Origin of the sequence: Microbacterium arabinogalactanolyticum (genome assembly GCF_030268005.1) — a bacterium.
GTDB lineage: Bacteria > Actinomycetota > Actinomycetes > Actinomycetales > Microbacteriaceae > Microbacterium > Microbacterium arabinogalactanolyticum.
Window position 1 is genome coordinate 388055 of the sequence record NZ_BRZC01000004.1, and the last position, 26761, is coordinate 414815.

At 68.8% G+C, this 26761-nt stretch carries 30 protein-coding genes, 1 tRNA gene and 1 other RNA gene; 12 read left to right on the forward strand and 20 right to left on the reverse strand.

Annotated elements, in window-relative coordinates; translation table 11 throughout:
- The first annotated feature begins 114 nt into the window (after nucleotides 1–114).
- Genes MIAR_RS06330 through MIAR_RS06340 form a run of 3 tightly spaced genes read left to right on the forward strand, consistent with a single transcriptional unit; the run spans nucleotide 115 to nucleotide 2287 of the window.
- On the forward strand, nucleotides 115–555 hold the full coding sequence (locus tag MIAR_RS06330; protein WP_285632955.1) for a MarR family winged helix-turn-helix transcriptional regulator: 441 nt from the start codon (nucleotides 115–117) through the stop codon (nucleotides 553–555).
- Nucleotides 552–1778 carry an MFS transporter gene (locus tag MIAR_RS06335; protein ID WP_285632958.1) on the forward strand — a complete coding sequence of 409 codons (1227 nt, stop codon included), beginning with the start codon at nucleotides 552–554 and terminating at the stop codon, nucleotides 1776–1778. The genes MIAR_RS06330 and MIAR_RS06335 overlap by 4 nt, the downstream gene beginning before the upstream one ends.
- Before the next feature lie 26 nt (nucleotides 1779–1804).
- Nucleotides 1805–2287, forward strand: a complete 483-nt coding sequence (locus tag MIAR_RS06340) for a YbaK/EbsC family protein (RefSeq protein ID WP_285632961.1) — start codon at nucleotides 1805–1807, stop codon at nucleotides 2285–2287.
- Here the strand turns inward: MIAR_RS06340 and MIAR_RS06345 are convergent, their stop codons facing one another.
- On the reverse strand, nucleotides 2288–2782 hold the full coding sequence (locus tag MIAR_RS06345; RefSeq protein ID WP_285632963.1) for a hypothetical protein: 495 nt from the start codon (nucleotides 2780–2782) through the stop codon (nucleotides 2288–2290).
- A gap of 73 nt (nucleotides 2783–2855) precedes the next feature.
- On the opposite strand from MIAR_RS06345, the gene MIAR_RS06350 reads away from it, so the two are divergent.
- A complete protein-coding gene (locus MIAR_RS06350) occupies nucleotides 2856–3950 on the forward strand; it encodes an LOG family protein (RefSeq protein WP_285632966.1) in 1095 nt (364 codons plus the stop codon).
- Between the two features lie 10 nt (nucleotides 3951–3960).
- The gene (locus MIAR_RS06355) at nucleotides 3961–4800 is read left to right on the forward strand and encodes a transposase (RefSeq protein WP_285632969.1); all 840 of its coding nucleotides are present in this window, start codon (nucleotides 3961–3963) and stop codon (nucleotides 4798–4800) included.
- Between the two features lie 21 nt (nucleotides 4801–4821).
- Here the strand turns inward: MIAR_RS06355 and MIAR_RS06360 are convergent, their stop codons facing one another.
- Nucleotides 4822–5118, reverse strand: coding sequence for a DUF7882 family protein (locus MIAR_RS06360; protein ID WP_285632972.1), 297 nt, complete (start codon nucleotides 5116–5118; stop codon nucleotides 4822–4824).
- 141 nt (nucleotides 5119–5259) lie between these two features.
- Between MIAR_RS06360 and MIAR_RS06365 the strand changes: the two genes are divergently transcribed.
- Entirely contained in the window at nucleotides 5260–5535 is a 276-nt protein-coding gene (locus tag MIAR_RS06365) for a hypothetical protein (protein ID WP_285632975.1), read from the forward strand.
- A gap of 202 nt (nucleotides 5536–5737) precedes the next feature.
- Here the strand turns inward: MIAR_RS06365 and MIAR_RS06370 are convergent, their stop codons facing one another.
- From MIAR_RS06370 to MIAR_RS06380, 3 genes are all read right to left on the reverse strand, one after another.
- Entirely contained in the window at nucleotides 5738–6256 is a 519-nt protein-coding gene (locus MIAR_RS06370; RefSeq protein ID WP_285632978.1) for a hypothetical protein, read from the reverse strand.
- 405 nt (nucleotides 6257–6661) lie between these two features.
- Nucleotides 6662–6997: a hypothetical protein gene (locus MIAR_RS06375; protein WP_285632981.1), complete on the reverse strand. Its 336-nt coding sequence runs from the start codon at nucleotides 6995–6997 to the stop codon at nucleotides 6662–6664.
- A gap of 225 nt (nucleotides 6998–7222) precedes the next feature.
- Nucleotides 7223–7295 (reverse strand) — tRNA-Lys (locus MIAR_RS06380).
- 187 nt (nucleotides 7296–7482) lie between these two features.
- On the opposite strand from MIAR_RS06380, the gene MIAR_RS06385 reads away from it, so the two are divergent.
- Nucleotides 7483–8292: an inositol monophosphatase family protein gene (locus MIAR_RS06385; RefSeq protein WP_285632984.1), complete on the forward strand. Its 810-nt coding sequence runs from the start codon at nucleotides 7483–7485 to the stop codon at nucleotides 8290–8292.
- 31 nt (nucleotides 8293–8323) lie between these two features.
- The gene (locus MIAR_RS06390; RefSeq protein ID WP_285632987.1) at nucleotides 8324–8908 is read left to right on the forward strand and encodes an SPOR domain-containing protein; all 585 of its coding nucleotides are present in this window, start codon (nucleotides 8324–8326) and stop codon (nucleotides 8906–8908) included.
- An 84-nt stretch (nucleotides 8909–8992) separates the two neighbouring features.
- Here MIAR_RS06390 and MIAR_RS06395 read toward each other — a convergent pair whose 3' ends face one another.
- The gene (locus tag MIAR_RS06395; RefSeq protein WP_285632990.1) at nucleotides 8993–9193 is read right to left on the reverse strand and encodes a hypothetical protein; all 201 of its coding nucleotides are present in this window, start codon (nucleotides 9191–9193) and stop codon (nucleotides 8993–8995) included.
- 117 nt (nucleotides 9194–9310) lie between these two features.
- On the opposite strand from MIAR_RS06395, the gene MIAR_RS06400 reads away from it, so the two are divergent.
- Both MIAR_RS06400 and MIAR_RS06405 read left to right on the forward strand, forming a co-directional pair.
- Nucleotides 9311–9913 (forward strand): TetR/AcrR family transcriptional regulator, encoded by a 603-nt coding sequence (locus tag MIAR_RS06400; RefSeq protein WP_285632992.1) that lies wholly within the window; start codon nucleotides 9311–9313, stop codon nucleotides 9911–9913.
- A gap of 169 nt (nucleotides 9914–10082) precedes the next feature.
- Entirely contained in the window at nucleotides 10083–11942 is a 1860-nt protein-coding gene (locus MIAR_RS06405) for an alkaline phosphatase family protein (RefSeq protein ID WP_285632995.1), read from the forward strand.
- An 80-nt stretch (nucleotides 11943–12022) separates the two neighbouring features.
- On the opposite strand, the gene ssrA is transcribed toward MIAR_RS06405, so the two are convergent.
- Nucleotides 12023–12392: a transfer-messenger RNA gene (gene ssrA / locus MIAR_RS06410) on the reverse strand.
- Between the two features lie 146 nt (nucleotides 12393–12538).
- On the opposite strand from ssrA, the gene MIAR_RS06415 reads away from it, so the two are divergent.
- Nucleotides 12539–13204 carry an SIMPL domain-containing protein gene (locus tag MIAR_RS06415; protein WP_285632998.1) on the forward strand — a complete coding sequence of 222 codons (666 nt, stop codon included), beginning with the start codon at nucleotides 12539–12541 and terminating at the stop codon, nucleotides 13202–13204.
- A gap of 25 nt (nucleotides 13205–13229) precedes the next feature.
- Here the strand turns inward: MIAR_RS06415 and hflX are convergent, their stop codons facing one another.
- Nucleotides 13230–14738 (reverse strand): GTPase HflX, encoded by a 1509-nt coding sequence (gene hflX / locus MIAR_RS06420; RefSeq protein WP_285633001.1) that lies wholly within the window; start codon nucleotides 14736–14738, stop codon nucleotides 13230–13232.
- Nucleotides 14739–14843: 105 nt separating this feature from the next.
- Between hflX and MIAR_RS06425 the strand changes: the two genes are divergently transcribed.
- Nucleotides 14844–15488 (forward strand): class I SAM-dependent methyltransferase, encoded by a 645-nt coding sequence (locus MIAR_RS06425; protein WP_285633004.1) that lies wholly within the window; start codon nucleotides 14844–14846, stop codon nucleotides 15486–15488.
- Nucleotides 15489–15501: 13 nt separating this feature from the next.
- Here MIAR_RS06425 and dapF read toward each other — a convergent pair whose 3' ends face one another.
- From dapF to MIAR_RS06485, 12 genes are all read right to left on the reverse strand, one after another.
- Nucleotides 15502–16374 carry a diaminopimelate epimerase gene (gene dapF, locus MIAR_RS06430; protein ID WP_285633007.1) on the reverse strand — a complete coding sequence of 291 codons (873 nt, stop codon included), beginning with the start codon at nucleotides 16372–16374 and terminating at the stop codon, nucleotides 15502–15504.
- Between the two features lie 35 nt (nucleotides 16375–16409).
- Entirely contained in the window at nucleotides 16410–16853 is a 444-nt protein-coding gene (locus tag MIAR_RS06435; protein WP_285633010.1) for a GNAT family acetyltransferase, read from the reverse strand.
- Nucleotides 16850–17407: a dihydrofolate reductase family protein gene (locus tag MIAR_RS06440; RefSeq protein WP_285633013.1), complete on the reverse strand. Its 558-nt coding sequence runs from the start codon at nucleotides 17405–17407 to the stop codon at nucleotides 16850–16852. Before MIAR_RS06440 ends, MIAR_RS06435 begins: the two co-directional genes overlap by 4 nt.
- Before the next feature lie 53 nt (nucleotides 17408–17460).
- The gene (miaA, locus tag MIAR_RS06445) at nucleotides 17461–18372 is read right to left on the reverse strand and encodes a tRNA (adenosine(37)-N6)-dimethylallyltransferase MiaA (RefSeq protein ID WP_285633016.1); all 912 of its coding nucleotides are present in this window, start codon (nucleotides 18370–18372) and stop codon (nucleotides 17461–17463) included.
- Nucleotides 18373–18490: 118 nt separating this feature from the next.
- The gene (gene miaB / locus MIAR_RS06450) at nucleotides 18491–20044 is read right to left on the reverse strand and encodes a tRNA (N6-isopentenyl adenosine(37)-C2)-methylthiotransferase MiaB (RefSeq protein WP_285633018.1); all 1554 of its coding nucleotides are present in this window, start codon (nucleotides 20042–20044) and stop codon (nucleotides 18491–18493) included.
- Between the two features lie 78 nt (nucleotides 20045–20122).
- Complete coding sequence (locus MIAR_RS06455) at nucleotides 20123–20761, reverse strand: regulatory protein RecX (protein WP_285633020.1); 639 nt, start codon at nucleotides 20759–20761, stop codon at nucleotides 20123–20125.
- Nucleotides 20762–20883: 122 nt separating this feature from the next.
- A complete protein-coding gene (gene recA / locus MIAR_RS06460) occupies nucleotides 20884–21933 on the reverse strand; it encodes a recombinase RecA (protein ID WP_285633022.1) in 1050 nt (349 codons plus the stop codon).
- Between the two features lie 273 nt (nucleotides 21934–22206).
- Nucleotides 22207–22428: a DUF3046 domain-containing protein gene (locus MIAR_RS06465; protein ID WP_285633024.1), complete on the reverse strand. Its 222-nt coding sequence runs from the start codon at nucleotides 22426–22428 to the stop codon at nucleotides 22207–22209.
- A gap of 16 nt (nucleotides 22429–22444) precedes the next feature.
- Nucleotides 22445–22753: a helix-turn-helix domain-containing protein gene (locus MIAR_RS06470; RefSeq protein ID WP_285633026.1), complete on the reverse strand. Its 309-nt coding sequence runs from the start codon at nucleotides 22751–22753 to the stop codon at nucleotides 22445–22447.
- Nucleotides 22754–22927: 174 nt separating this feature from the next.
- A complete protein-coding gene (locus MIAR_RS06475) occupies nucleotides 22928–23410 on the reverse strand; it encodes a CinA family protein (protein ID WP_285633028.1) in 483 nt (160 codons plus the stop codon).
- The gene (pgsA, locus tag MIAR_RS06480; protein ID WP_285633030.1) at nucleotides 23407–23982 is read right to left on the reverse strand and encodes a CDP-diacylglycerol--glycerol-3-phosphate 3-phosphatidyltransferase; all 576 of its coding nucleotides are present in this window, start codon (nucleotides 23980–23982) and stop codon (nucleotides 23407–23409) included. Before pgsA ends, MIAR_RS06475 begins: the two co-directional genes overlap by 4 nt.
- Nucleotides 23982–26726 carry a DNA translocase FtsK gene (locus tag MIAR_RS06485; RefSeq protein ID WP_285633032.1) on the reverse strand — a complete coding sequence of 915 codons (2745 nt, stop codon included), beginning with the start codon at nucleotides 26724–26726 and terminating at the stop codon, nucleotides 23982–23984. Before MIAR_RS06485 ends, pgsA begins: the two co-directional genes overlap by 1 nt.
- Nucleotides 26727–26761: the final 35 nt, after the last annotated feature.

Sequence of the window (26761 nt, forward strand, 5' to 3'; positions counted from 1 at the left end):
TCAACAGTGGAAGGTCGGGAACATGAAACCCGATTCAGGTATTGGAATCGTAAGCCCTGCAGCACCCGTCGTCAAACGCCCCGCATACATACCAAGTGATATATACTCATTGGTATGGAAAAAGCGGACGTGATCCCGTCGATCGTGCTCTCCGCGCACGCCCTCGCGCGGTTCGCCGCGCAGGATGCCGGGAACGAGGCGCCTTCGGCGCAGTGGCGCGCGCTCAGCATCCTCGAGCAGAAGGGCGGCATGCGCATCGGCGAGCTCGCGCTCGCCGCCCGCACCACGCAGCCCGGGATGACACGGCTGATCGGAGCTCTCGAGCAGGCCGGCCTCGTCACCCGCACCACCGACCCCGCCGACACGCGGGCGACGCTGGTGCATGCGACGGATGCCGGGCTCACCCACCTCGCCGAGTGGCGGGCGGAGATGCGCGACACGCTCGCGCCCCGCTTCGCGGGACTCGCCGACGAGGAGTGGATCGTGCTGCAGCGCGCAGCAGAGATCCTCGCCGCACACGCACAGGAAACCACCACGACAGGAGAAGCCGAATGAGCGGAACACCACAGGGATCGGTCTGGCGCCAGCCTGCGCAGGTATGGGCGGTCGCCTTCGCCTGCGTGGTCGCCTTCATGGGCATCGGCCTGGTCGACCCGATCCTCCCCGCCATCGCCGATTCGCTGAAGGCCTCCCCCGTCGAGACCGAGCTGCTGTTCACCAGCTATCTGCTCGTGACGGGGCTCGCGATGCTCATCACCAGCTGGGTCTCCAGCCGCATCGGCGCCAAGGCGACGCTGCTGACCGGCCTCGCCCTCATCGTCGTGTTCGCACTGCTGTGCGCCATGAGCGGCGGCGTCGACTGGGTGATCGGCTTCCGCGCCGGCTGGGGTCTGGGCAACGCCCTGTTCATCTCCACAGCCCTGGCGACCATCGTCGGTGCGGCCTCCGGTGGCAGCGGCGCGGCGATCGTGCTCTACGAGGCGGCACTCGGCCTCGGGATCGCCATCGGCCCGCTGCTCGGCGGCCTGCTGGGCGAGGTCAGCTGGCGCGGACCGTTCTTCGGCGTGGTCGCACTGATGGCCATCGGATTCATCGCCGTGCTGGCGCTCGTGCGCGACGGCGGCGAGAAGCGCGAGCCCATGCCGCTGTCCGCCCCGTTCCGCGCGCTCGGCCGTCCGGCGCTGGCGATCCTCGCCGTGGCGGCGCTGTTCTACAACATCGGCTTCTTCGTGCTGCTGGCCTTCTCACCGTTCCCCCTCGGCTTCGGTGCCATGGGCATCGGCCTCACGTTCTTCGGCTGGGGTGTCGCCCTCGCCGTCACGAGCGTGTGGGTGGCCCCCGCCCTGATGCGGCGCATCTCCCGCACGACCGTCATCCTCATCACGCTTCCCCTGCTCGCGATCGATCTGATCGTGGCCGGACTGCTCGTGGCGAACCCGACCGCGCTCGTGATCTGCATCATCGTCGGCGGCCTGATGCTCGGCATCATGAACACGGTCCTGACCGAGGCCGTGATGGAGGCGACCGACCTGCCGCGCTCGGTCGCGTCATCCGCATACTCGGCGGTGAGGTTCCTCGGCGGGGCGATGGCGCCGCCGGTCGCCGCAGCGCTCGCGCACGCCTACAACGACACCGTGCCCTACCTGTTCGCCGCCGTGTCCGTGCTGATCGCCGCACTCACCATCCTGCTCGGGCGGCGCGCTCTGTCCCACATCGACGACGCCGGTGAGGGCCCGGGCGAGGACGCCGAGGCTATCCTCATGGGTGACGCCGCCTGAGCGGCATCCGACCGAAGGAGCCGCTCGTGAACGCACCTGACGATCTGCCCGCACGCAGCCGGGTGGTGCACGAGCACCTGGCGGCCGCCGGAGTCGACAGCGCGATCGTCGTGCTGCCCGACTCCGCGCGGACCGCCGCACTGGCGGCAGCCGCGATCGGCTGCGAGGTCGGGGCGATCGGCAACAGCCTGGTGCTGGTCGCGGACGGCGAGCCTGTCCTCGTGATGACCAGCGGCGCGCACCGCGTCGACTTCGGCGTCCTCGCGCGGAGCATCGGAGCGGATGTCGTGGCCATGGCCCCGGCGGATGTGGTGCGCGAGGCGACAGGTCAGGCGATCGGCGGGGTCGCGCCCGTCGGGCATCCGACTCGGCTGCGGACCTACCTCGATGAGGACCTGCGCGGCTTCGCGCAGGTGTGGACCGCCGGCGGCACCCCGCACACCGTCATGCCGCTGACGTTCGCCCAGCTCGAATCGCTCACGGGCGGCGAGACGATCCGCGTCGCCTGACTACTCGACCATCAGGTCATCGATCTCGAGGTCCTCGTCCAGCAGGCAGTAGATGATGAGGTCGGGGTACTCCTCCGGCGCGACGTACAGCAGGGTTATGCCGCCGTCGCCGAACACGACGACGCCGTCGAGAGCGATGTCGTCCTTGAGGGACTGCAGCGCCTCCGCGAGATCAGTGCCGTCATCATCGTCCTCGTAGGCGGCCTCGGTGAGCTCCTCGGCGACCTCCCGCTCCCGCTCGTCCAGGATCTCCTGGGTCAGCCGGGCCAGGGCGTGCTGCACGGTCTCCTGCATGGTGTCCATGTCGGGAAGATCCTCGGGCTCCACGTCGACGACATCGTCATCGTCGTCGTCCTCGGAATCCTCGTCCTCATCGTCCCGATCGAAGTCCTCGTCGAACTCGTACTCCACGGTGACGCGGCGTCCGCCGGGCAGTTCCACGGTGGCGGTCAGTGCACCGTCTTCGTCGGTGTCGATGTCATCGAGTTCGATCATGTCAGCCTCCTGCTCGCCATGATGTCACCGCGTCGCGGCGGACGGAAGAGCCCCGTCGCCTAATCTCGTGGACATGAGGAGATCGCGCGGCGGGGTCATCAACGTCGACTCCCTGGAGGACTTCGACCATCGCGTCGCGTCCGGGGCGCGCTCGATGTCCGGCTGGCGGCTGCGCTCGCTGGACCTGACCGATCGCGGCCGCGACCTGCGCTCGGTCGACGTCGCGGGCGCCCTGTTCCTGGGGTGCGCGCTGCGCCCCGACGACGAGGAGTCCGTGCGGGCGCGCGGCGCCGTGGTGTTCCCCACCGTTCCGGATTCGCCGGTGGACGAGTACCGGACCGCGCTGTACACAGCGCAGGAGCTGTACGACACCGCCGACTACGCGCAGAGCCTGGATGCGCGGGTTTACGCCTGGTCGCAGCGCACCGGCTCCCGCGACAGCGCGCTGGCTCAGTCCCTGCACGACCACAGCATCGGACTCGCACTGGAGCAGTGGATTCGCGGGCGCCGTCTGGTGGGCGTGATGGGTGGACACGACGCGGCGCGCGGCGACGCCGGCTACGCCGACGGCGCACGCCTCGGGCGGATGCTGGCGCAGAACCACACCGTGGCCTCGGGCGGTGGTCCGGGAGCGATGGAGGCGGTCAACCTCGGCGGCTATCTCGCCGGTCACGACCCGGATGCCCTCGCCGGTGCTCTGGCGATCCTCGCCAGAGCACCGGGTTTCGTTCCGAGTATCGACGCATGGGCGAAGGCGGCGTTCGCGGTGCGTGAGCTGTTCCCCGATGGGGGCGATTCCCTCGGCATCCCCACGTGGCACTACGGCCACGAGCCGCCCAACGCGTTCGCGAGCGCGATCGCGAAGTACTTCCGCAACGCGCAGCGCGAGGCGATCCTGCTGGAGATCTGCCAGGACGGGATCGTGTTCCTGCCGGGGGCCGGCGGCACCGTGCAGGAGATCTTCCAGGACGCCTGCGAGAACTACTACGCCGACGAGTCGTCGACCGCCCCCATGGTGCTGATCGGCCGAGACTACTGGACCCGTCGCTATCCCGCCTGGCCGCTTCTGAAGGCGCTGGCGAAGGGACGCGCCATGGAGCCGCACGTGCATCTGGTCGACACGGTGGAGGACGCCGTGGAGCTCATGCAGCCTGGCGTTGCGCGATAGGAGACATGTGATGGCCGAGACCTTGGAGAGCGTCGCCGCTGACCTCTGCACCACGCCGCCGAAGGGCTTCGTGAACGAGCGCGCCGCCCGCGCCGAAGCGGTCGGCGATCCGGACCTGTCCAGGCGGATCCGCGCCTTGCGGAAGCCGTCCGTCGCAGCGTGGGTGGTGAACCTGTTCGCCCGCGAGCGCGCCGACCGGCTGGGTCAGGCGCTGCACCTCGCAGAAGAGCTCCGCGACGCCCAAGCCGAGCTCGACGCCGGCACGCTCGCCGAGCTCGGGCGGCAACGACGCGCCCTGACTGACCAGCTCGCGAGAGAGGCCGCGGGGCTCGCTGAGGACCACGGCGAGCGGGTGACGGCTTCGACGCTGGAGGCGGTGCGGCAGACTCTGTCCGCCGCGTTCTTCGACCCGGAGGCCGCGGCCGCGGTCGCATCCGGTCGACTCGTGCGAGACCTGGAGCCGTCCGAGCCTGTCGACCTCGCCGCGGTCGTCGCAGGCGGTCCCCCTGCGCAGGTCGCCGTGGCGCCGCGGGCGACGGATGAGGTGAAGGCGCGCCGAGAGCGTCGCGATGCGGAGCGCGTCGTGCGCGATGCGGAGCAGGAGCTGGCTCGAGCGCGAGCCGAGCACGCGAAGGCGGATCGGAACCTGCGCGACGCAACCGCGAAAGCCGACCGGCTCAGGGCGCGCGTGGCGGAGCTGGAGTCGGAACTGACCCGGGTGCGGCACGACGCCGAGATCGCGACCGAAACCGTCGATGGGACGGCCGACAGCGCGGCCCGCGCCGCAGAGCGCATGGCGGATGCCGAGCGGGGGCTCGCCGACGCACGAGCAGCGCTGGACAGGCTCTAGGTCAGGCCCGTCCTCGAGGACCTATGACATCTGGTCGAGAACCAGGTCGCCACGCGCGTTCAGGAGCTCCATCATGTGCTCGATCCTCTTCGGGTCGATCACGGGCATGGCCGTGGAGTCGAAGGAGAAGACGAGCGGAATCGCGGGGTGCATCCACGTCGTGAGCCGCCCGGACTGCACGGTCTGGTCCGGGAGCCACGTCATCATGAAGCTCTCCTGCCTGCGCAGCTTGGTGCCGATCACCACCTTCAGGTGCGCAAGCGTGACGTCGTCCACCTGGATCGGCGGGCGAGAACTGTTGTACTCGAGGTTCCCCATGGCAGCTACCGTACGCCCAGAACAGCCGGTTCGACGCGCACACGACTCGGCGAATGCCGTCGGCCCGGTCGGAGTTGAGCGATCGAGGGCTCGGATGCAAGCCCCTCATCGGAGAGCGATCACGTCGCTATCGTCGCCGCCATGACTCAGCAACCGCGCGCACTCATTTCGATCGACGGCCACGACGGCATCCCGATCGCTCCGGGAGAGGACATCGGCGACCTGAAGCGACGCATCGAAGTCGCCGCCGTCGAGACGAGGTTCGTCGACTTCAGCACAGCAGACGGAACTCAGCTGAGCGTGCTGGTCTCGCCCTACCGGAGGGTGAGCATCGCCGTCATCGTGCCTCGGGAGCCCCCCGATCCCCCGCTGCTCGTCGACTTCGGTCATCTGCCTCCGGATGTGATGGACTTCTGAGCACGCGGCGAGGCGGAGCAGGCGTCGCGAAACGGCTGTGACCGCGCACGTGTGGGCAAATGCGGGCGGAGAATCCAGAATGAGTCGATGGGGACTCCATCGCACGTGACGATCCTCGCCGACAGGGTCTAGGCGCCCCACTCGTCGATATCGTCTGACGAAGGGCGCACTCGTCTTGGCCGACGCAGCCCAGTGCGAACCGTCACAAGGAGAACCACGGAACGGCGCTCAGTGGCTCACGGTTGTCGTCCGCAACCGACCTGATGGTGAGGACGTATCGTGGGCTGCCGGCAATTTGGCTGAGGGTGACCAGTTGCGCCCCTTCCTGTACGGGAAGCCGGATCGCGCCCGCAGCCGTCGGCGCTTCGTCGTCGAACTGCGCAGCCATCGTCAGCTGCGTGAAGTCCGTGAGCCACAGCCCTCCAGCTCCGACGTTGACAGCACTGGCCGCTTCACGCAAGGCCGGAGCGCGAGGGGGATCATCGGCCACAGTCACGGCCTCGTCCGCGTCGTCCGGCCCGGGATAGGCGACGAACAGGGACCCCTCGCGCATTTGCCCCACGAAGTGGCTCATGAGCTGCTCAAGCTCCCAATCCTCGTCGACGAAGCCCTGATATACGTCTGGGGCGACGAGGCAGAAGAATCCGTCCTCATCGACATGCAAGAGAACGGCATCACCCATGGCAGCACCGTAGCTGAGCGCCATCTCAGCGCGCCACATCCGAGGAAGGATTCTCGTCGCCCATCGATGTGAACTCGACCTCGCCGCTCGGATCAGCAGCTGGCAAGACCCGCGCCGACGGACGTCGAGCTCTGTCGGGTCTCTCGTCTACGTGCGGGGGCGGTGAGACGGGATGGGATCGGGCTTCTCTGCGCGTGATCTCGCGTCACGGATCGATGTCTCGCTCGTTGGCCTGGCGCCGTGCCAATGCTCACCTCGCGCGGCGTCCCATTCCGATGGCGGGGTGTGTTTCGAATCCTTGTTCTTACTCATCTTCGGACTGTACGCGCCCGACATGTGCGTGCTCACAGACTCACGAAGCGAAGCCCCCACCGGATACATCCCCAGGGCGGGCCCTTCCGCCAAAGCGCGACGGCGACAGTCGAAGCCACGACGGCGCAGCCATCAGGGCAACATGTCGATGATGCGCTGCAGCATCTCCTTGTCCATTCGCACTTCAGGGGTGCGCTCGTCCTCCACCCCATCGCGACCGAACATCAGCGTCACGGTCTTTCCCCGGCCCTTGGATGCCACGGCGAAGTTCACCAGGCGCAGTGGCGACACCAGCTCCTTGGTCTCGGACTCGAAATCGAAGTCTTCGCCGCTATCGACAGCGAGCCTGTGGAAGTCGCACACGAGAGCCTGCCAAGGACCCGCCTGTTCGGGACTCTGGGTCACGAAGATCGGGTTCGTCGGATTCTCGCTGCAGCCCTTGAAGGCACAGGCAGGCGTGTCTGTCATGAGCCTCAGTCTGCGCCTGTTCACCGACGCGATGGTCCGAACACGACGAAGAGCGCCTCTGGATTTCGGCTGCCGTGGCGCGGACAGCCAGTAGGGCAGCTCCTGCAGCGCGCATGCGCCGCCTGAAATCTCTGAGAGCAGGCCGGCTTGGTGTGTCGGCGACAAGTTCCGGCCCAGAACGCAGAAAAGCCCTGGTAGATGGCGAGATCTACCAGGGCTTGTCCGTGCACCCCCAGGGACTTGAACCCTGAACCCATTGATTAAGAGTCAATTGCTCTGCCGATTGAGCTAGAGGTGCGTGGCCCGGAATGTCATCCCCGGCCGAGGAATTACATTACCAGCGGGGACGGGTCGCGCCAAATCACCTTCGGATCCCGGGCGCGTTGCCCGCGATCCGTACCGGATGACGTGTCTGTGGCGGATCGTTTCACGACCGATACCCCGGCACCCCGGTCTGGCATACCAGCCCGGACTATCCTGTTGAAGTGACCGTCCCCCTCGCAGCCACAGACTTCCATGCCGACCTCGATCTCGCCCTTCGCCTGGCGGATGCCGCCGATGAGCAATCCCTCCCCCGGTTCGATGCGGCCGACCTCGAGGTCTCGCTGAAAGCCGATCACTCGCACGTCACCGATGCCGATCTCGCCACGGAACAGGCCATCCGCGACATCCTGCACGCCGAACGCCCCGACGACGGCATCCTCGGTGAGGAGTTCGGTGCAGAGGGCGTCACGAGCCGGCAGTGGATCATCGACCCGATCGACGGGACGGCGAACTTCCTGCGCGGCGTGCCCCTGTGGGGCACCATGATCGCTCTGGCGGTCGACGGCGTCCCGCAGGTCGGCGTGGTCAGCATGCCCGCCCTCGGGCGCCGCTGGTGGGCATCCGCCGGCGACGGTTCCTGGACCGCCACGAGCGACGGAGCCCGCAGACTGTCCGTGTCGACGGTCGATTCACTCGACGAGGCGAGCGTGAGCTTCCAGAGCATCTCGCAGTGGGCACAGGCCGGGAAGACCCCCGAACTGCTGGCCCTCGCTGAACGCGTCTGGCGCGACCGCGCCTACGGCGACATCTTCAGCTACATGCTGCTGGCCGAAGGACGCATCGACATGGTCGCCGAATTCGATGTCAAGGAGTACGACATCGCCGCGGCGGTTCCGATCGTTCGCGAGGCCGGCGGGCGGATGACGGCGTTCGATGGCACGGAGACCCTCTCCGCACTGTCCGCTCTGGCGACCAACGGCATCCTGCACGACTCGTTCCTCTCCTTGTTCCGCGACCTGCCGCGCGCCTGAGCGCGACAAGCACCCCTCCCCCACGGATCACATGAAAACCCGACTCCCCCTCGCTGCCGGCGCCCTGCTGGCCGCGCTGTCGCTCGCCGCGTGCAGCGGCCCCAGCACACCCGTCGACAAGACCCCCACCTCGACCGCTTCGAAGCCCCCGGCGACGCCGAAGGCCGAGGTGGAGACCGCTCCCGCCGACAAGCCCGCCACGACCACGCCTGCAGACCGGCCGACCTGCGAGACGATGATCACCAAGGGCACCGTCGAGGCGCTGAAATCTCAGGGCTGGACGTTCGAGGAGCGCGAGTTCCGCATCGGCGACGTCCTCGTCGACGGCGGACTCGAGTGTCTCTGGGCCGACTACTCGACGGCATCCGACCACGGCCAGATGTACGCGTGGGGACCCCTCAGCGCCGAGAACTCCCGCGCGGCCCAGGCGAGCCTGATCTCGGACGGCTGGCTGCGCTCGACCTCGAACGGCAAGACGTACATCACCGAGGATCCCGCCTACGCGATCGCCAAGGACGACGACGGGTTCGGCATGACCTACGAGTTCGGCGACGGGTGGGTGAGATTCGCCGACACCAAGCAGGGACTGCTGCTCGTCGACTGGGGCGAGAAGTGACCACCGGACACAGGGAGAGGGCGCCGCTGCATCAGCGGCGCCCTCTCGGCGTCTGTGGGTCGACGGCACTGCCGTCGACGACGATCACTTGTCGCCGCGCTGGTTCCAGTTGTCGACGCGACGGGTCGCGGAGCCGCGCTGCCGCATGACATATGCGAGGGCGAGGCTGACGAGGAGGATTCCCGCGGAGAAGACCACGCCCTGCGCGGTCGGCAGCTCCCACGCGAGCCCGAACAGGTAGAACCCGCCGAGGAACAGGACCATGAACACGATGAAGTCGACCACGTCGAACCCTCCCGATCTTCGGATAACCACTCCAGCTTAGTCCGGTTGCGACCCGTTCCCATGCCGGTCCGATGCGCGCGACGGCGATAGATTGGGAATCATGCCGAGGATGACACCGTGACGACCAGCACGAGGACCGCCCGCCGCGGACGGCCGGGTCATGATCGCGCCGACATCATCCGCGCCGGCGTCGAGCTCTTCAACGAGCAGGGGTACGACGCCACATCGGTCTCCGACCTGACGGGTCGCCTCGGCCTGACCAAGTCGGCGTTGTACCACCACGTCGAATCGAAGGAGCAGATCCTCCAGATCGCGCTGGAGGACGCGCTGGGCGGCCTCGAGAAGGCGCTTGAGAATGCACTTCAGCAGCCCACGGCCGGCTCCCGGTTGACAGCCATCATCGAGGGCGCCGTGCGGGTGCTCACGGAGCGTCAGCCTCAGGTCACGCTGCTGCTGCGACTGCGAGGCAACAGCGAGATCGAGACGGCCGCTCTGGCGCGGCGGCGCCGGTTCGACCACACCGTGACCGGCCTGGTCCGCGAGGCGCAGTCCGAGGGCATCGTGCGCACCGACCTGGATGCCGGCGTCGCGACGCGCCTGATCTTCGGCATGATCAACTCGGTCGTGGAGTGGTACCGGCCCGACGGTCCTGTCGATCCCGAACTGCTGGCGGGCGAGATCCTCGCGGTGGCACTGGGCGGGCTTCAGCCGAGAGGCTGATCAGCGTTCCCGGACGTTCACCCCCGGGAGTCCGCCCGGTCCCCGCACGCCTGAACGCGTCGCAAACATGTCTATACAACTTTGCGACCCGGCGGTCGGAAGGCACTCCGACCTCCGATAGTGGGAGGCGACGGCATCCGTCGTCATCCCCCCTCCCAGAAGGATCGCCATGCCCTCCCCGAACCGCGCTCACCGCGTCGCTTCGACCATCCTCCTCACGACCGCCATCGCCGGAGCATCCGGCCTAACGGCCGCCTCCGCGTCCGCCTCGACTCCGGCGGAAGGCCTCCGCGACGTCAAGACCCTCGTCGTCGGCATCGACGGCGCGAGCTTCGACTTCCTCGAGCCCGCGGGGATGCCGAACCTCGCGGCGCTCCGGGCGGACGGGCTGACCGCCACGAGCAACCTGTACGCGCTGCCGATGTCCGGCACGGTGTCAGGCCCGGGCTGGTCGACGATCGCGACCGGCGTGTGGCCGGACAAGCACAAGGTCGTCGACAACAGCTTCAGCGCGCCGAACTACGCCGAGTATCCCGACTACCTCACCCGCATCGAGCAGGCCGCACCTGAGCGCTCCACCCTGGTGGTCGGCACGTGGACTCCGATCCCCCAGACCGTGTTCGGCCCGGCGGTCGACGAGCGCATCGCCGGCGGCGATGATGCCGGAACCACTGCCAGGACCGTGGCGGCCCTCGCCGAGGGCGACCCCGACGACGTCTTCGTGCACCTCGACGAGGTCGACGGTGCCGGACACTCGGTGGGCACCAACGGCGCCGCGTACGGCGCCGCGCTGCGTCGCGCGGACAGCCAGCTCGGCGAGATGCTCGCGGCGATCGAGTCCCGTGCGACCCGAGCCTCCGAGGACTGGCTGGTCATCGTGACCGCCGACCACGGCCACACACCCACCGGAGGCCACGGAGGCAACACGCCCGCCGAGCGGAAGACGTTCGTGATCGCCTCCGGTCCGGGGATCGTCGCCGGCTCCGTGCGCAACGACGTCAAGCTCGTCGACATCGCCCCGACGGTGCTCGCAGCCGACGGCATCGCGACGGACCCAGCGTGGAACATCGACGGCAGCGCGCTCGGAGAGCTGAAGGCCGACGACTTCGACAGCGTCCGCCCGGCTCTGCAGCCACAGCTCGATGAGACGCGCCCCGGGACGGGAGTGCTCGGCTGGACGCACCAGGCCCCGAAGGGCTGGACCATCGACAACTCGACGATGCCTGCGGGCGGCGTGCGGGAGTGGGCCGGCTGGTCGTTCGCGACCGACGACTTCTACTCGAACGTCGAACGCGGACAGGGCCGCGAGACGAACGTGCGCAGCCGCGACGTGTTCGCGGTGGCCGACTCCGACGAATGGGACGACAAGGCGCATGACGCCGGCGCATTCGACTCGACCCTGGTGAGCCCCGCTTACCCGCTGACCGGTGCGTCCGATGCCGCGCTGTCCTTCGCGACGACCTACGTGATCGACGGTCCGCAGTCCGCCGAGGTGCTGGTGAGCTTCGACGGCGCCGAGCCGGTGTCGCTGAAGAACTACGCGAAGAACACCAACGCGAACGAACGCCTCGAGTTCGCGGTGCCGCAGGGCGCGCAGCAGGCGCAGTTCCGCTTCCGCTACACGGGAACCAACAGCGCGTTCTGGACCGTGGACCGCGTCGCGTTCCAGCAGGCGCAGCCGACTGCCACTGCAGCTCCGCAGGGCCTTCAGGCGACCTCGGGCGACGCCACGGCCACAGCATCCTGGCAGGCTCCGGCCTCCGACGGCCACTCCCCGATCACGGCCTACACCGTCACAGCGACGCCCATCGTCGACAAGGGCAAGTCCAAGCAGGCGACTCCCGTGTCCGTGCAGACCACTGCGCTCACCGCGACGCTGAACGGCCTGCGCAACGGTGTGTCCTACACGGTGACCGTCACGGCCACGAACGCCTACGGCACCTCCACCGCCTCGGATGCCGCGGTGGCATCCCCCACGGTGTCCCGCGCGACACCGGCGACTCCCCCGTCGAAGCCGAACAAGGGCTGAGGACGTCGCACCGAAAATGAAGAACCCCCGTCCTCCAGATGTGCATCAGGAGGGCGGGGGTTCTTCAGGTGACAACGGCTTGGTGGAGCTGGGGGGAATCGAACCCCCGTCCGACGCTGATCATCCACGTCTTCTCCGGGCGCAGTCTGTGAAAGCGTTCTGCTCGGCTCCGACCTTTGTCACAGACACCTAAGTCGACGAGCCCAGTCTGGGAAGAGTCCCACGTGACGTCCAGACGCCGTCACGCAGCAAGATCCCTAGATGACGCCAGGGTCCGTATCGGGATCACATACGGTCTGACGGACTATCGGGCTCGCTTAGGCAGCGAGGGCGAAGTCGTTGCGCTTTGCATTGGCAACTATTTTTTCGCAGGGGGCGTTCACGAGATAACCCTGCATCCTCGGCCCGCTTCCCGTCGATACCCAGACGCCGTCGAAACCGATCAGCCCCGTGGGCCTTCTTGCGAAGGAGCCGCTGTCACTCTGTGGAATTACCAGTCGGATGCTGTCGCACCCGAGCACCAAAGACTACAACGTATCCGCCCCTCGTGCCATTCCGCGCCACCGAAGGCGATCGCGTGACGTACAGTCGCACTCATGAGCGACGTCATCATCACCGTCCGCGGCGAGCACGAGCTGCGCATCGCGCCCGAGCGCGCCACCGTCCATCTGAACATCCGCGCCGAGGGGCCGCAGCGCGTCGCCGCGGTCGACGAGGTCACCCGGCTGGCCGAACCCGTGCGGCAGAGCATCGTCGACCGCAAGGATGCGGAGACGGTCGTGGAGTGGTCGAGCACCCGGATGACGGTGCACGCCGAGCGTCCCTGGAATGCGGACGGCCGCCAGCTCGCGCCGGTCTACCATGCGACGATCGCGTTCGCCGCGACCTTCCCGGACCCCTCCGAGCTCTCGCTGTGGGTCTCCGACGTGTCCCTGCGCGACGGCGTCGAAGTCGGCATCGTGGACTGGCAGCTCACCCCGGAGACGCGGACGCGGCTGGAACGGGATGTCGCCGCTGGCGCCGTGTCGGTGGCCGTCGCCCGTGCGGAGGCGTACGCCGCCGCCCTCGGCCTCGACTCCGTCGTGCCTCTCGAGGTCGCCGACCTTGGTCTGATCTCCCGCCAGGAGTCCGCCCCTCAGCCCAAGATGCTCATGCGCAGCGCCGCATTCGCGATGGATTCGGCCGGCTCCTCCGGCATGGTCTACGAAGCGGAGGACATCGTCGTCTCGGCGACGGTCGAGGCGCGCTTCCGAGCCGCCTGACCGTCCCCGGACGCCGGCGTCCGGCTCAGTTCACCGCGTAGGGCGCGAGCTCGGCCGCAAGCCGCTCCGACACATGCGCGTGCACCATGGTGCCCGCCTCCTCGTGCTCAGCCGAGATCAGCACCCCGGTCTCGTGCACGGCCGAGACCAGGTCGCCGCGGTCGTAGGGCACGAGCGCGCGCACCTCTACGGCCGGCATCGGCAGCATCCGCTCGATCGCCTCACGCAGCTCGTCGATGCCCTCGCCGGTGCGCGAGGAGACGAAGTGCGCGCCGGGCGCCAGCCCGCGCAGCACGAGACGCTCGTCCTCGTCGACCAGATCGGCCTTGTTGAAGACGACGATCTCGGGGATGCTGCGCGCGCCGACATCGCCCATCACGTCGCGCACCGTCTGCAGCTGGGCGGACGGATCCGGATGCGAACCGTCAACGACGTGCACGATCAGATCGGCCTGTCCGACCTCTTCGAGCGTGGAGCGGAACGCCTCGACGAGCTGATGCGGCAGGTTGCGGACGAAGCCGACCGTGTCGGTGATCGTGTAGATGCGTCCGTCGTGGGTCTCCGCGCGACGCACGGTGGCGTCCAGGGTCGCGAACAGCGCGTTCTCGACCAGTACGCCGGCGCTGGTCAGCGCGTTCAGCAGACTCGACTTGCCGGCGTTCGTGTACCCGGCGATCGCGACCGACGGGATCGTGTTGCGCTTGCGCTCGGCGCGCTTCGCGTCACGTGCCGGCGCGAACTCGCGGATCTGCTTGCGCAGCTGCGCCATGCGAGTGCGGATGCGGCGGCGATCCAGCTCGATCTTGGTCTCACCGGGGCCCCGCGAGCCCATGCCCGCTCCCCCGGCACCGACCTGGCCACCGGCCTGGCGGCTCATCGACTCGCCCCAGCCGCGCAGACGAGGCAGCAGGTACTCGAGCTGCGCGAGCTCGACCTGCGCCTTGCCCTCACGGCTCTTGGCGTGCTGGCTGAAGATGTCCAGGATGACCGTAGTGCGGTCGATGACCTTGACCTTCACGACATCCTCCAGCGCGCGGCGCTGGCTGGCGGCGAGCTCGGTGTCGGCGATGACGGTGTCGGCGCCGACGGCCGCCACGATGTCCTTCAGCTCCTGCGCCTTGCCTCGGCCGAGGTAGGTGGCGGGGTCGGGATGCGGGCGGCGCTGCAGCAGCCCGTCGAGCACGGCGGCTCCGGCCGTCTCCGCGAGGGCGGCGAGCTCGCGGAGCGAGTTCTCCGCGTCGTCCTGCGCGCCCTGCGGGTACACGCCGACGAGCACCACGTTCTCCAGGCGCAGCTGGCGGTACTCGACCTCCGTGACGTCTTCGAGTTCGGTGGAGAGGCCGGCCACGCGACGCAGCGCGTGCCGATCCTCGAGGTCCCACTGCTCGCCGTCGGCGGCGCCATGCGCGGCCGTGGCCTCGTTCTGCAGTGCTTGAGCGGCGCCGAACACTCTCGCCTCGGTTCGCGGCTCCGCGTGCGACAGCACGCGATCCAGCGCATCCGTCTGAGTGCTCTCGTCGTTGCTCTTCGTCATCCGATCCTTTTCTTCTCCTGCGTGCGCATGGGTGCTGGGGCTCACAGGGCCACAACCACTCAGAGCGCCTTAACCTTAGCCCCCGCCATCCGGTACGCTCACTCCATGCCGTCCGACCACTACTTCAGCGCGGCCCCGGCAAGTGCAGAGAACCTGCGCACCATCCATGTCACCCTCGCGGGACGGGAACTCGACCTCACCACTGCGGGTGGCGTCTTCAGCCCCGATCGCCTGGATGCGGGGACGGCCGTGCTGTTCGCCAACATGCCTCCCCTGCCGCCCGGGGGCGACTTCCTCGACCTCGGCTGCGGGTGGGGGCCGATCACGCTCACCATGGCCCTGGCCGCCCCTCACGCGACCGTGTGGGCCGTCGACGTCAACGAGCGGGCGCTCGATCTGACCCGGCGCAACGCCGAGTCCCTGGGCCTCACCAATGTCAACGCCGTGACGCCCGACGATGTTCCCGATGACGTGCTGTTCCGCACGATCCGCTCGAACCCGCCGATCCGCGTCGGCAAGGGCATCCTGCACGAGATGCTCGAGCACTGGATCCCGCGGCTGGACGAGCACAGTGACGCGTGGATGGTCGTGCAGCGCAACCTCGGCTCGGATTCCCTGCAGCGCTGGATGACGGCGACGTTCACCCCGGGATACAGCGTGCACCGCGCCGCCACGGGGAAGGGCTACCGGGTGCTCAAGGTGCGCCGGCACGGCACGCCGCCGACGGCTCCGATCGACGTCGCGGAGTGACCGGCGCCCTCGCTCAGACGAGGTCGATCTCGCCGCGGTAGACCAGCTGCGCCGGGCCGGAGAGTGCGACGTGCTCGCCGTCCTCGGCGGGGAACATCCGCACGCCCAGCGTGCCGCCGGGCACCTCGACCCGCCACTGGTGCGGCGCGCGCTCGCCCGCCCAGTGCCGCACCGCCAGCGCGGTGGCCGCGACACCTGTACCGCAGCTGAGCGTCTCACCGACGCCGCGCTCGTGCACCCGCATCCGCACCTGACCGACTCCATCCCGCACGAGGGGCTCCCCGGGCACGACGAACTCGACGTTCGCGCCTGCCGGCGGGGCGGGCTCCAGCACCGGCGTCGGGTTGAGGTCAAGTCCCTCGAGCTCCTCGTCGGATGCCAAAGCGACCACCACGTGGGGATTGCCGACATCGATGCCGAGACCGGGCCGCGCGACGGACAGTCCCGCCGCGCGCGCCAGGGGCTCACCGCCGGCCAGCCGCCAGCGGCCCAGGTCGACCTGATAGCCGTTCTCGGAGCGCATCACGTCGCGCACACCGGCACGGGTGCCGATCGGCAGCGTCGAGCCCGCCTCGAGCTCGGCCAGGCCGGAGCGCAGCAGGTAGTGGGCGAAGACGCGGATGCCGTTGCCGCACATCTCGGCGATCGAGCCGTCTGCGTTGCGGTAGTCCATGAACCACTCCGCTGCGGGCTCCTCGGCGAGGGCGGCCGCGCCGTCGGAGATCGCTGAGGACCGCACCACGCGGAGCACGCCGTCCGCACCGATGCCGAAGTTCCGGTCGCAGAGCGCCTGCACCTGGCTCGGCGTCAGCTCGAGGGTGCCGTCGACGTCCTCGATGATGACGAAGTCGTTGCCGGTGCCGTGTCCCTTGGTGAATGCGACCATGCCAACAGTCTAGAGAGGGGCGGACAGGCCGGCGCTCAGGCGGACGCCCCGGTCGGAGTGTCCACGATCAGCCGCTTGCCCGTCATGCCGATGTCGAACCGCTCGTAGCCGACCTGGTCGTAGAACGCGAAGACGATCTCGTTCCCCGGACGCACCATGAGCTGCACCTTCGGGCAGCCGAGCGCGAGCAGCCTGCGCTCGGCCTCGCCCACCAGCATGCGCCCGATGCCCTCGCCGCGCCGATCGGCGGCGCTGGCCAGATAGTAGATCCATCCGCGGTGCCCGTCGTATCCCGCCATCACGGTGCCGACGACCCGGTCGTCGTCGACGGCGACGATGAGCAGGTCGGGCCAGACCGCCCGCATCCGCTCGATGTCGGCGCGCGGGTCGTTCCACGGGCGCGTGAGGCCCGCCTCCTCCCACAGCGCCACGACATCCTCGGTGTCGGCCGGGTCGAAGGTCCTGATCTCTGCAGTCATGCCTGTGCTCCATCCTGCGCGTCGTCGAGGGTACCTGTGACACGGTACCGACCGCACAGGAAGTTCCGGTTGCGCGCCACATCGATCAGCTCGAGGTCGAGGGCGCGCGGGAGCACGGGAGCCCCTGCGCCGAGTGTGACCGGCGCGTACTGGATCCACAGCTCGTCGATCAGCCCGGCATCGGCGAACCGGCCGACCAGCTCTCCCCCGCCGACGATCCAGATGTCCTTGTCGCCGGCGGCCTCCACCATCTCGCTGTGCACCACGCGGACGTCCTCCTGCGTGAGCCGGATGTCGGCGCCGTCCGGCACGTCGAGCGCGCGGTGCGTGAACACCCAGGTCGGCAGCGTGTAGGTCCAGCCGCCCTCGTCGTGCCGCATGATCCATTCGTAGGTGTGCGCACCCATCGCCATCGCGCCAAGCCTTTCGCGGAACCCTGAGTACGCCATCGGGCCGTCCTCGTCGATGTCCTGTCGCAGGAGCCAGTCCAGGGAGTGGTCGACGGTGGCGATGAATCCGTCCAGGCTGGAGGCGGTGTAGTAGTGGGTGGTCATCACCCCATCGTGGCGAGGGCCACCGACACTGACAACCCCGTCAGGCGTCCCCGTCAGGCGTCGATGAGCCCTGCCGGGGCCGCTGTGCCTGCATCGAGCCACTCGATCCCCGGATAGCGCTTGAACCAAGACAGCTGGCGTCGGGCGTATCGGCGCGTGAGCGCCTGGGTCTCCGCGATGGCCTGCTGCTCGGTGACGTCGCCGCGCAGCTGGGCGAGAGCCTGCGCGTAGCCGATGGCACGGGAGGCGGTGACGCCCCGCTCCAGGCCGGCCTGGCGGAGCGCCGCGACCTCGTCGAGCATTCCGTCGGCCCACATCCGCTCGACGCGTCGGTCGAGTCGCTCGACGAGGGTCTCGCGTTCCGTGTGCATGCCAAGGATCCGGGTCTCCGGATGCCACAGCTCCGGTTTCTCGGGCAGTGCGGCGCCGTGGGTTGCTCCGCCCTGCTCGAGCACCTCGAGTGCCCGCACGATGCGACGGCCGTTCTTCGGGTCGATCCGCTCCGCCGTCGCGGGGTCCTGCTGCTGCAGTCGCGCGAACAGCGCGCCCGCGCCGCTCTCGTCGAGCTCAGCCTCTAGTCGCGCACGCACCGCAGCGTCCCTCGGCGGGAAGCGGAAGTCGAAGACGACGCTCGAGACGTACAGTCCCGAGCCGCCGACGAGGATCGCATCGCCACCGCGCTCGTGGATCGCGTGGATCGACGCGCGGGCGAGCGGCTGATACCAGGCGACCGCGGCATCCTCGGTCACCTCGCGGACATCGAACAGGTGATGCGGGATCCCGCGGCGCTCGGGAGGCGAGAGCTTGGCCGTGCCGATGTCCATGCCGCGGTACAGCTGCATGGCATCCGCGTTGACGATCTCGGCTGGGTTGCCGCGCGCGCGCAGCGCCTCGGCGAGCTGGAGGGCGAGTTCGCTCTTCCCGGTCCCCGTGGCGCCCACGACCGCCCAGACCCGCGCCGTCATGCTGATCCCCGCTCACGGCGCCGCACGACTCCGCAGCTCTGCGTGACTCCGCAGTCGACGGGCTCGAGGTCTGCAGACGTGCGCAGACCTGCGAGCGAGCGCGACGAGAGGATGCCCGTCACACCCCGACGCGCAGGGTCGGCAGTCCGAGCGAGACGGCGCGCGGTACTCCCGCCGCCTGCCCGGCGGGAGCAGGTACGCCGCAGCTGGCGGCCTGCGCACGATCCCACGCATCGCCGCCGCGGGTGCGCCGGATGCGCAGCGGAGCGCCGGTCGGATCGTCGGCCAGCAGGTGGAACGGTGCGCCGTGGGTGATCGTGACCGTCACCACGTCACCCGGACGGGGCAGATCCGAGCCGGGCGTGACCTCGAAGTGCACCAGACGGTTGTCCTCGGCGCGCCCCGTGAGGCGGTGGGTCTCGGCGTCCTTCTTGCCCTCGCCGACAGAGACCAGCACCTCGACCTCGCGGCCGACCTGCTTCTGGTTCTCCTCCAGCGAGATGCGCTCCTGAAGGGCGATCAGCCGGTCGTAGCGCTCCTGCACGACCTCCTTGGGCACCTGGTCGGCCATGGTCGCGGCGGGCGTGCCCTCGCGGATGGAGTACTGGAAGGTGAAGGCACCGGAGAAGCGCGACTGCTCGACGACGCGCATGGTCTCCTGGAAGTCCTCCTCGGTCTCGCCGGGGAAGCCGACGATGATGTCGGTGGTGATCGCCGCGTTCGGGATGCGCTCGCGTACGCGGTCGAGGATGCCCAGGTACTTCGAGCTGCGGTACGACCTCCGCATCGCCTTGAGGATCCGGTCGCTGCCGGACTGCAACGGCATGTGCAGCTGGGGCATGACGTTGGGGGTCTCGGCCATGGCAGCAATGACGTCATCGGTGAAGGCAGCCGGGTGCGGGCTCGTGAAGCGGATGCGCTCCAGTCCCTCGATCTCGCCCGCGGCACGGAGCAACTTGCTGAACGCCTGACGGTCGCCGAACTCGACGCCGTAGGAGTTCACGTTCTGGCCGAGCAGGGTCACCTCGATCGCTCCGTCCTCGACGAGGAGGCGGATCTCACTGAGGATGTCGCCCGGACGGCGATCCTTCTCCTTGCCGCGCAGGCTCGGCACGATGCAGAAGGTGCAGGTGTTGTTGCAGCCGACCGAGATGGACACCCACCCGCTGTGCGCGGAGTCGCGCTTGGTCGGGAGCGTCGAGGGGAACACCTCGAGCGACTCGAGGATCTCCAGCTCCGCGTCGCCGTTGTGTCGGGCGCGCTCCAGCAGCCCGGGAAGCGAGCCCATGTTGTGCGTGCCGAAGACGACATCGACCCAGGGAGCCTTGTCGAGCACGGCCTGCTGGTCCATCTGCGCCAGGCATCCGCCGACGGCGATCTGCATGCCCTCGTGCTTGTCCTTGCGGGACTTGAGGTGCCCGAGCGTGCCGTAGAGCTTGCCCGCTGCGTTGTCCCGCACGGCGCAGGTGTTGATGATGACGATGTCGGCGTCCTCACCCTCGGCGACCGGCACGTACCCCGCGCTCTCCAGCGAGCCCGAGAGGCGCTCGGAATCGTGCACGTTCATCTGGCAGCCGAAGGTGCGGACCTCATAGGAGCGGTGGCGACCGTCGGCGTCGATCGCGGCCGCGGAGGGCGCGATGATCGTCGGTTCGGAGGAGAGAAGAGACATGATCCAGCCATTCTACGATCCGCCGCGGGGTGCGGCGTCGCCGCCGACGGCCAGGCCCCAGCGCCCTCGGCGCAGCCGTCAGTCGGAGTCGACGAACCGCACTCCGCTGCGGCCGCTCCCTGCCTCGCGCAGCGCCGTGCGCGCGGCGTTCATCGCGACCGAGCCGCCGTAGCCGCGCCTGGCGAGCTGACCGAGCAGGCGGCGCAGCGCCGTGTCCGGCTCCAATCGTGACATCCCTGATGCCTTGCTGCGCGCGAACTCGAGGGCGCGCTCGGCGTCGTCATCGGGAAGCTCCTCGAGCGCCTCCTCGACGACGTCCCGCGGGATTCCACGCTGCGACAGCGCGCGGGACAGCGCGATCCTGCCCTGCCCCTTGCGCTCGACGCCGGAGGTCACCAGCAGTTGTGCGAGGGTGCGATCGTCGAGATAGCCGCGGTGCTGGAACTCGTCGAGGATGTCCTCGATCGTGTCCCGGTCGACATCGTTCTCGCGGAGCACGGAGCGCGCCTCGGACACGGAAAGCTGCTTGCCGCGGAGACGGCGCACCAGCACCTCCTCGGCACGACGGCGCAGTTCCTCGGGGTCGACGGGCGCCTCGGCATCGGGGCCCGCCTCGGCCTCGGCATCCGAGTGCTCAGCAGGCGCGTCGAATCTGCGTCGCGGGCCGTCGATGAGCGCGGAGCGCCAGAGGCCCTCGTCACCGGTGCGCCGGGGCACACCGTCGGACTCGGAGTCGGACTCTCGGCGCGGCGACGCGCCCGTCTTTGACGATCGCGCGCCGCCGAAGAGAGGGATGACGGGGGCGAGGTGCTCCTCGCCCCCGTTCGCGTGCCCCATGATCAGGCCGGACGACGCTCGGCGAGCTCGTCAGCCGGAGCCTCGGTCGAGGCCTTCACACCGATGCCCAGCTTCTGCTTGATCTGCGTCTCGATCGCGACGGCGATGTCCTCGTTCTTGATCAGGAAGTTGCGGGCGTTCTCCTTGCCCTGGCCGAGCTGGTCGCCGTCGTAGGTGTACCAGGAGCCGGATTTCTTGACGATGCCGTGCTCGACGCCGAAGTCGATCAGGCTGCCCTCACGGGAGATGCCGATGCCGTACAGGATGTCGAACTCGGCCTGCTTGAACGGCGGAGCCATCTTGTTCTTGACGACCTTGACGCGGGTGCGGTTACCGACGGCCTCGGCACCGTCCTTGAGAGTCTCGATGCGGCGGATGTCCAGACGCACGGACGCGTAGAACTTCAGCGCCTTACCACCGGCGGTGGTCTCGGGCGAGCCGAAGAAGACGCCGATCTTCTCGCGCAGCTGGTTGATGAAGATGGCCGTGGTCTTGGTCTGGTTCAGCCCACCGGTCAGCTTTCGGAGGGCCTGCGACATCAGTCGAGCCTGGAGGCCGACGTGCGAGTCGCCCATCTCACCCTTGATCTCGGCCTCGGGGACGAGGGCGGCGACGGAGTCGATGACGACCAGGTCGATCGCACCGGAGCGGATCAGCATGTCGGCGATCTCCAGGGCCTGCTCACCCGTGTCGGGCTGGGAGACCAGCAGCTGGTCGATGTCGACGCCGAGCTTGCGGGCGTACTCGGGGTCGAGTGCGTGCTCCGCGTCGATGAACGCGGCGATGCCGCCGGCGCGCTGGGCGTTGGCGATGGCGTGCAGCGTGAGCGTGGTCTTACCGGAGGACTCGGGGCCGTAGATCTCGATGATGCGGCCGCGCGGAAGGCCGCCGATGCCGAGCGCGGAGTCCAGGGCGATCGAGCCGGTGGAGATGACCTCGACGGGGGCGCGCTCGTCGCTGCCCAGTCGCATGATCGATCCCTTGCCGAACTGACGCTCGATGTGAGCGAGTGCGGAATCCAGTGCCTTCTCGCGGTCGTCGGTGGATGGCATGACGTGCTCCTCAGTGTCTCGAATGCTGCCGCCTGTAGGCTGTCGCGGCCTCTCCGGGATGGATCGACTCTGCGACAAGGCGTATGGCTGGTGCCACATCCATCACGCTAGAGGGGGCCTCCGACATCGAGTCGGGAGAGCCGCCTTCTGTGGATGAAGATCACACCAGGACCACTTGTGCAGAACGATACGCGCATCTCGAACACATCTTCGACGACACGCCGCACAGTCGCTCTCGAGTTTCGATCGCCGCTCGCGCTCAGTCCGCGTGACTCAACGCCGTCGCGGCTCCAGCCGGCCCACGCCGTAACGACGCTCGGCAGGCACGTCGGCCTCCTCGCACAGGGCGAGCCAGATGTCCCGCGGCGGGACGCCGGCGTCCAGCGCCTCCAGCGCCGTCCTGCCGAGCCCGCTGAGGATCAGGTCGTGCGTGAGAGCCGTCGCGCGCCCGCCGAACTCGTCGTCGACAGCGCGCAGGAATTCACTGCGTCGCATCCGTGCCTCTGGTCGATCAGTGCAGCGAGAGCTCGGGCTCGACCGAGGCGACCAGGTCGTCCGGTACGACGTCCGGGAAGCTGCTCAGGCCCTCGAGGACCGAGATGCGGTCACCGACCTCGCGCATGATCGTCGAGATGGGAACGTCGAGTGCGTCGGCGACCGAGGCGAGGATCTCGCTGGAGGCCTCCTTCTGACCGCGCTCGACCTCGCTCAGGTAACCGAGCGCGACCGATGCCTTGCTCGCCACCTGTCGGAGGGTGCGCCCCTTCTGCAGGCGGAAGTCCCGCAGCACATCGCCGATCTCCTGTCTGACAAGGATCATCGGAACCTCCTCTCCACGATCCCCCTCGGGGTCCCCGAGTGGATGGCCAGTCTAACCCGACTGGATGATGCTGAATCTACTGTTTCTCGCTGTGGTTCTGTTGTGAGGGATGATGCGGGTCTGACGGTGTGTCGATTGCTGAGCACATCAGGGACAACCCGCTTCCGGCATCCGCTATTCCCGCAGTGCGCGCAGCGCCATCGCGATCGCGGCGTCCCGCGCCTGCGTGCGGATCTCCGCGCGCGATCCTTCGAAGAGGTGGGATCCGGAACGCGCTCCGTCCGGCGTGACCACCCCGACGTGCACGGTCCCGACCGGCTGCCCGTCGGGTGAGTCGGGGCCGGCGATGCCCGTGGTGGAGATGCCGACGTCCGCGGGCCTGCCGTCGACCGCCACAGCGCGGCGCACGCCCTCGGCCATCTGCACGGCGACATCGGGGTGAACCGGGCCGTGCGCGGCGAGCAGACCGGCGTCCACGCCCAGCAGCGTGTGCTTGACGGGTGTCGCGTAGGCGACCACCGCTCCCCAGAGCGCAGCGGATGCCCCGGGAACCGACACGATCTCGGCGGCGACCGCTCCCCCGGTCAGCGACTCCGCGACGCCCAGCGTCCAGCCGCGCTCGCGAAGGGCTGCGACGAGGAGCTCGGCGTCGCTCATGCCCGGTCCCGGCGCCCGCGCACCTGCGCGACGACGTAGTCGACACCGCTCGCGACCGTGAGCACGAGCGCCGCGATCATGAGCACGAGCGTCGTGATCGTCCAGACCGGCATCCCGACCCAGACGTGCAGCGGCAGCAGCGCCCAGCTGAGCGCGACCGCCTGGACCACGGTCTTGATCTTGCCCATCCAGGCCGCGGCGACGACGTGCTCGTGCACGATCATGAAGCGGTGGACGGTGATGCCCCACTCCCGGATCAGGATGAGGATCACGATCCACCACTGCACCTCGCCGAGGATCGCAAGGCCCAGGAACCCCGCGCCGGTGAGGAGCTTGTCGGCGATCGGATCCCACAGCTTGCCGAAGTCGCTGACGATGTCGTACCGGCGGGCGAGGTAGCCGTCCACCCAGTCCGTCGAGATGGCCAGCACGAACAGCGCGCCGGCGACCCAGCGCATCGTGAGGCTGTCTGCTCCGAAGGTGCCCGCCAGGAGCAGGAGCACGAAGAACACGACCGCCAGCGGGATGCGGGCGATCGTGATCGCGTTGGGCAGCTGCCGAGGGATCGCCATCAGTCGCGGCCCGTCAGGCCCCAGGCGTCCTCGTCGCCGTCGTCCTCGCTCTCGACGACGGGGAGGTCCCGGAACTGCTGCTCGACCGGGTCCTGCGCGTACATGTCGTGCTCGGCCGGCGCGGGCGCGGGTGCTGCAGGTGAGGCCGCGGGTGCGGAAGGCGTGTCGCCGCGGAGCTTGGCCAGCACCGCGGGCAGCTGCTCGTTGGTGACGAGCACGTCGCGGGCCTTGGAGCCCTCGGACGGGCCGACTATCTCGCGGGACTCCAGCAGGTCCATCAGGCGACCGGCCTTGGCGAAGCCGACGCGCAGCTTTCGCTGCAGCATCGAGGTCGAACCGAACTGCGAGGACACGATCAGCTCCGCTGCGGCCAGCAGCAGTTCGAGGTCGTCGCCGATGTCCTCGTCGACCTCCTTCTTCGTGGCAGCCGCCTCCTGCACGTCCGCGCGGTATTCCGGGCGGGCCTGCTGCGTGACGTGCTTGACGACCGTCGCGATCTCGGCCTCGTCCACCCAGGCGCCCTGCAGCCGGAAGGGCTTGGAGGAGCCCATCGGCGAGAACAGGGCGTCACCCTGTCCGATGAGCTTGTCGGCACCCGGGGCGTCCAGGATGACGCGGCTGTCGGTGACGCTGGTGACGGCGAAGGCCAGACGCGAGGGCACGTTGGCCTTGATCAGGCCGGTGACGACGTCGACGCTGGGTCGCTGCGTGGCGAGCACCAGGTGGATTCCGGAGGCGCGCGCCAGCTGGGTGATGCGCACGATCGAGTCCTCGACGTCGCGCGGGGCGACCATCATCAGGTCGGCGAGCTCGTCGACGACGACCAGCAGGTACGGGTACGGCTTGAGCACGCGCTCACTGCCGACGGGGACCTCGACCTCGCCGGCACGGACCGCGCGGTTGAAGTCGTCGATGTGGCGGAATCCGAACGACGCGAGGTCGTCGTACCGCATGTCCATCTCCTTCACGACCCACTGCAGCGCCTCGGCGGCCTTCTTGGGGTTCGTGATGATGGGGGTGATCAGGTGCGGCACGCCCGCATAGGACGTGAGCTCCACGCGCTTCGGGTCGATGAGCACCATGCGCACGTCGGCGGGACGAGCGCGCATCAGCAGGCTCGTGATCATGGAGTTCACGAAGCTGGACTTACCCGAGCCGGTCGATCCGGCCACCAGGAGGTGCGGCATCTTGGCGAGGTTGGCGACGACGAACTTGCCGCCGACGTCCTTGCCGACGCCGATGGTCAGCGGGTGCGTGCTCTTCTGCGCGGCGGCCGAGCGCAGCACGTCGCCGAGCGCCACGGTCTCCTTGTCGACGTTCGGGATCTCGATGCCGATGGCGCTCTTGCCCGGGATCGGCGAGAGGATGCGCACGTCGTTGGAGGCGACCGCGTAGGCGAAGTTGTTGCTCAGCTGCAGGATCTTCTCGACCTTGACGCCCAGGCCCACCTCGACCTCGTACTGCGTGACCGTCGGGCCGCGCGAGAAGCCGGTGACCTTGGCGTCGACCTTGAACTGCTCGAGCACGCTGGTGATCTGGGCGATCGTCTGGTCGGTGGCATCCGATCGGGTGACCGGCGGCGGCCCGGCCTTGAGGATGCCCGGGTTGGGAAGCACGTACGGCGCCGCGGGTGGCTGCGGACCGCCCGCGCCGGGGCCGGCCGTGCCGAAGCCGTCCAGCCCGGGAAGCTCGCCGGTGGATCCGGTGTCGTCCAGCAGCGCGGTGGTGTTCTGCTCGTCGAGCAGCCCGGTCAGCGCGCTGATGTCGCTGAGGATCTCGGTCGCGGCATCCTGCGGAGCCGGATCGACGACGACGGCCTGCTCGTACGCGCCGTCCCCTGCGGGTTCGTCGAAGAGGGCTGTGATCGCCTTCGAGTCGACCCCGTCGTCGGGATCCTCCTCGCGGCCCGTCTTGTTGCGCCGCCACCAGGGCAGCTCGTCCTTGGCGCCGTCGTCCTCGTCCTTCGGGGCCTCGTCGACGGCGGCGGCACGCAGCGGGCGCTCCGCCCCGAACATCCAGGAGTACAGGTCGCCGAGCCGCTCGCCGATGCGGTTCGGCGGGGTCTTGGTGAGGATCAGGACGCTGAGCACCGCGAGGATGCCGAGCACGATGTACGCCACGACGGCGGTGAGGTGCGCGAGCGGCTCGCCCAGCATCCAGCCGAACAGACCGCCGGCTGCGCTGAGCGCCGGCATCCCGTCCTTCGGCTGCGGTCGGACGATCTCCCCCAGGCTGTTGGCCGTGCCGGCGGCCACATGGCAGAAGCCGGCCATGGCGAGCACGAAGAAGCCGAAGCCGATCCCGATCCGGCCGTTGTCGTGCACGGACGACGGATGACGGAACAGCCACCCGGCGAGGAAGAGCAGCAGCACGGGCAGCACGAACGCCACCCGCCCGACGAGCAGCCCCCAGGTGTAGGCGCTGATGGACTGCGCGATCTCGTTGCCGATGAAGAACCACTCGACGACCGCTCCGGCGCACGCCAGCAGCACCAGCAGGAACGGGAAGCCGTCGCGCCGGTCGTCCTTCTCGAGGGACTCCGGACCGAAGGCGCGGAACAGCGCACCGACGCCGTGCGCGATGCCGAGCCACATCCGCACGCCGACGGGCGGCTTGTCCGCCTCGCCCACGTACTTCTTCGGTGCCGGCGCCGCCTTCGCACCGGAGCGCGAGGTCGTCTGCCGCTTCGGACGCGACGCGGGCGTCGCCGACGCGCGCTCAGACTTCGTGGTGCTCCTGGCCATGCCTCAACGGTACGGCCAGGAGCCGACATCCAGCC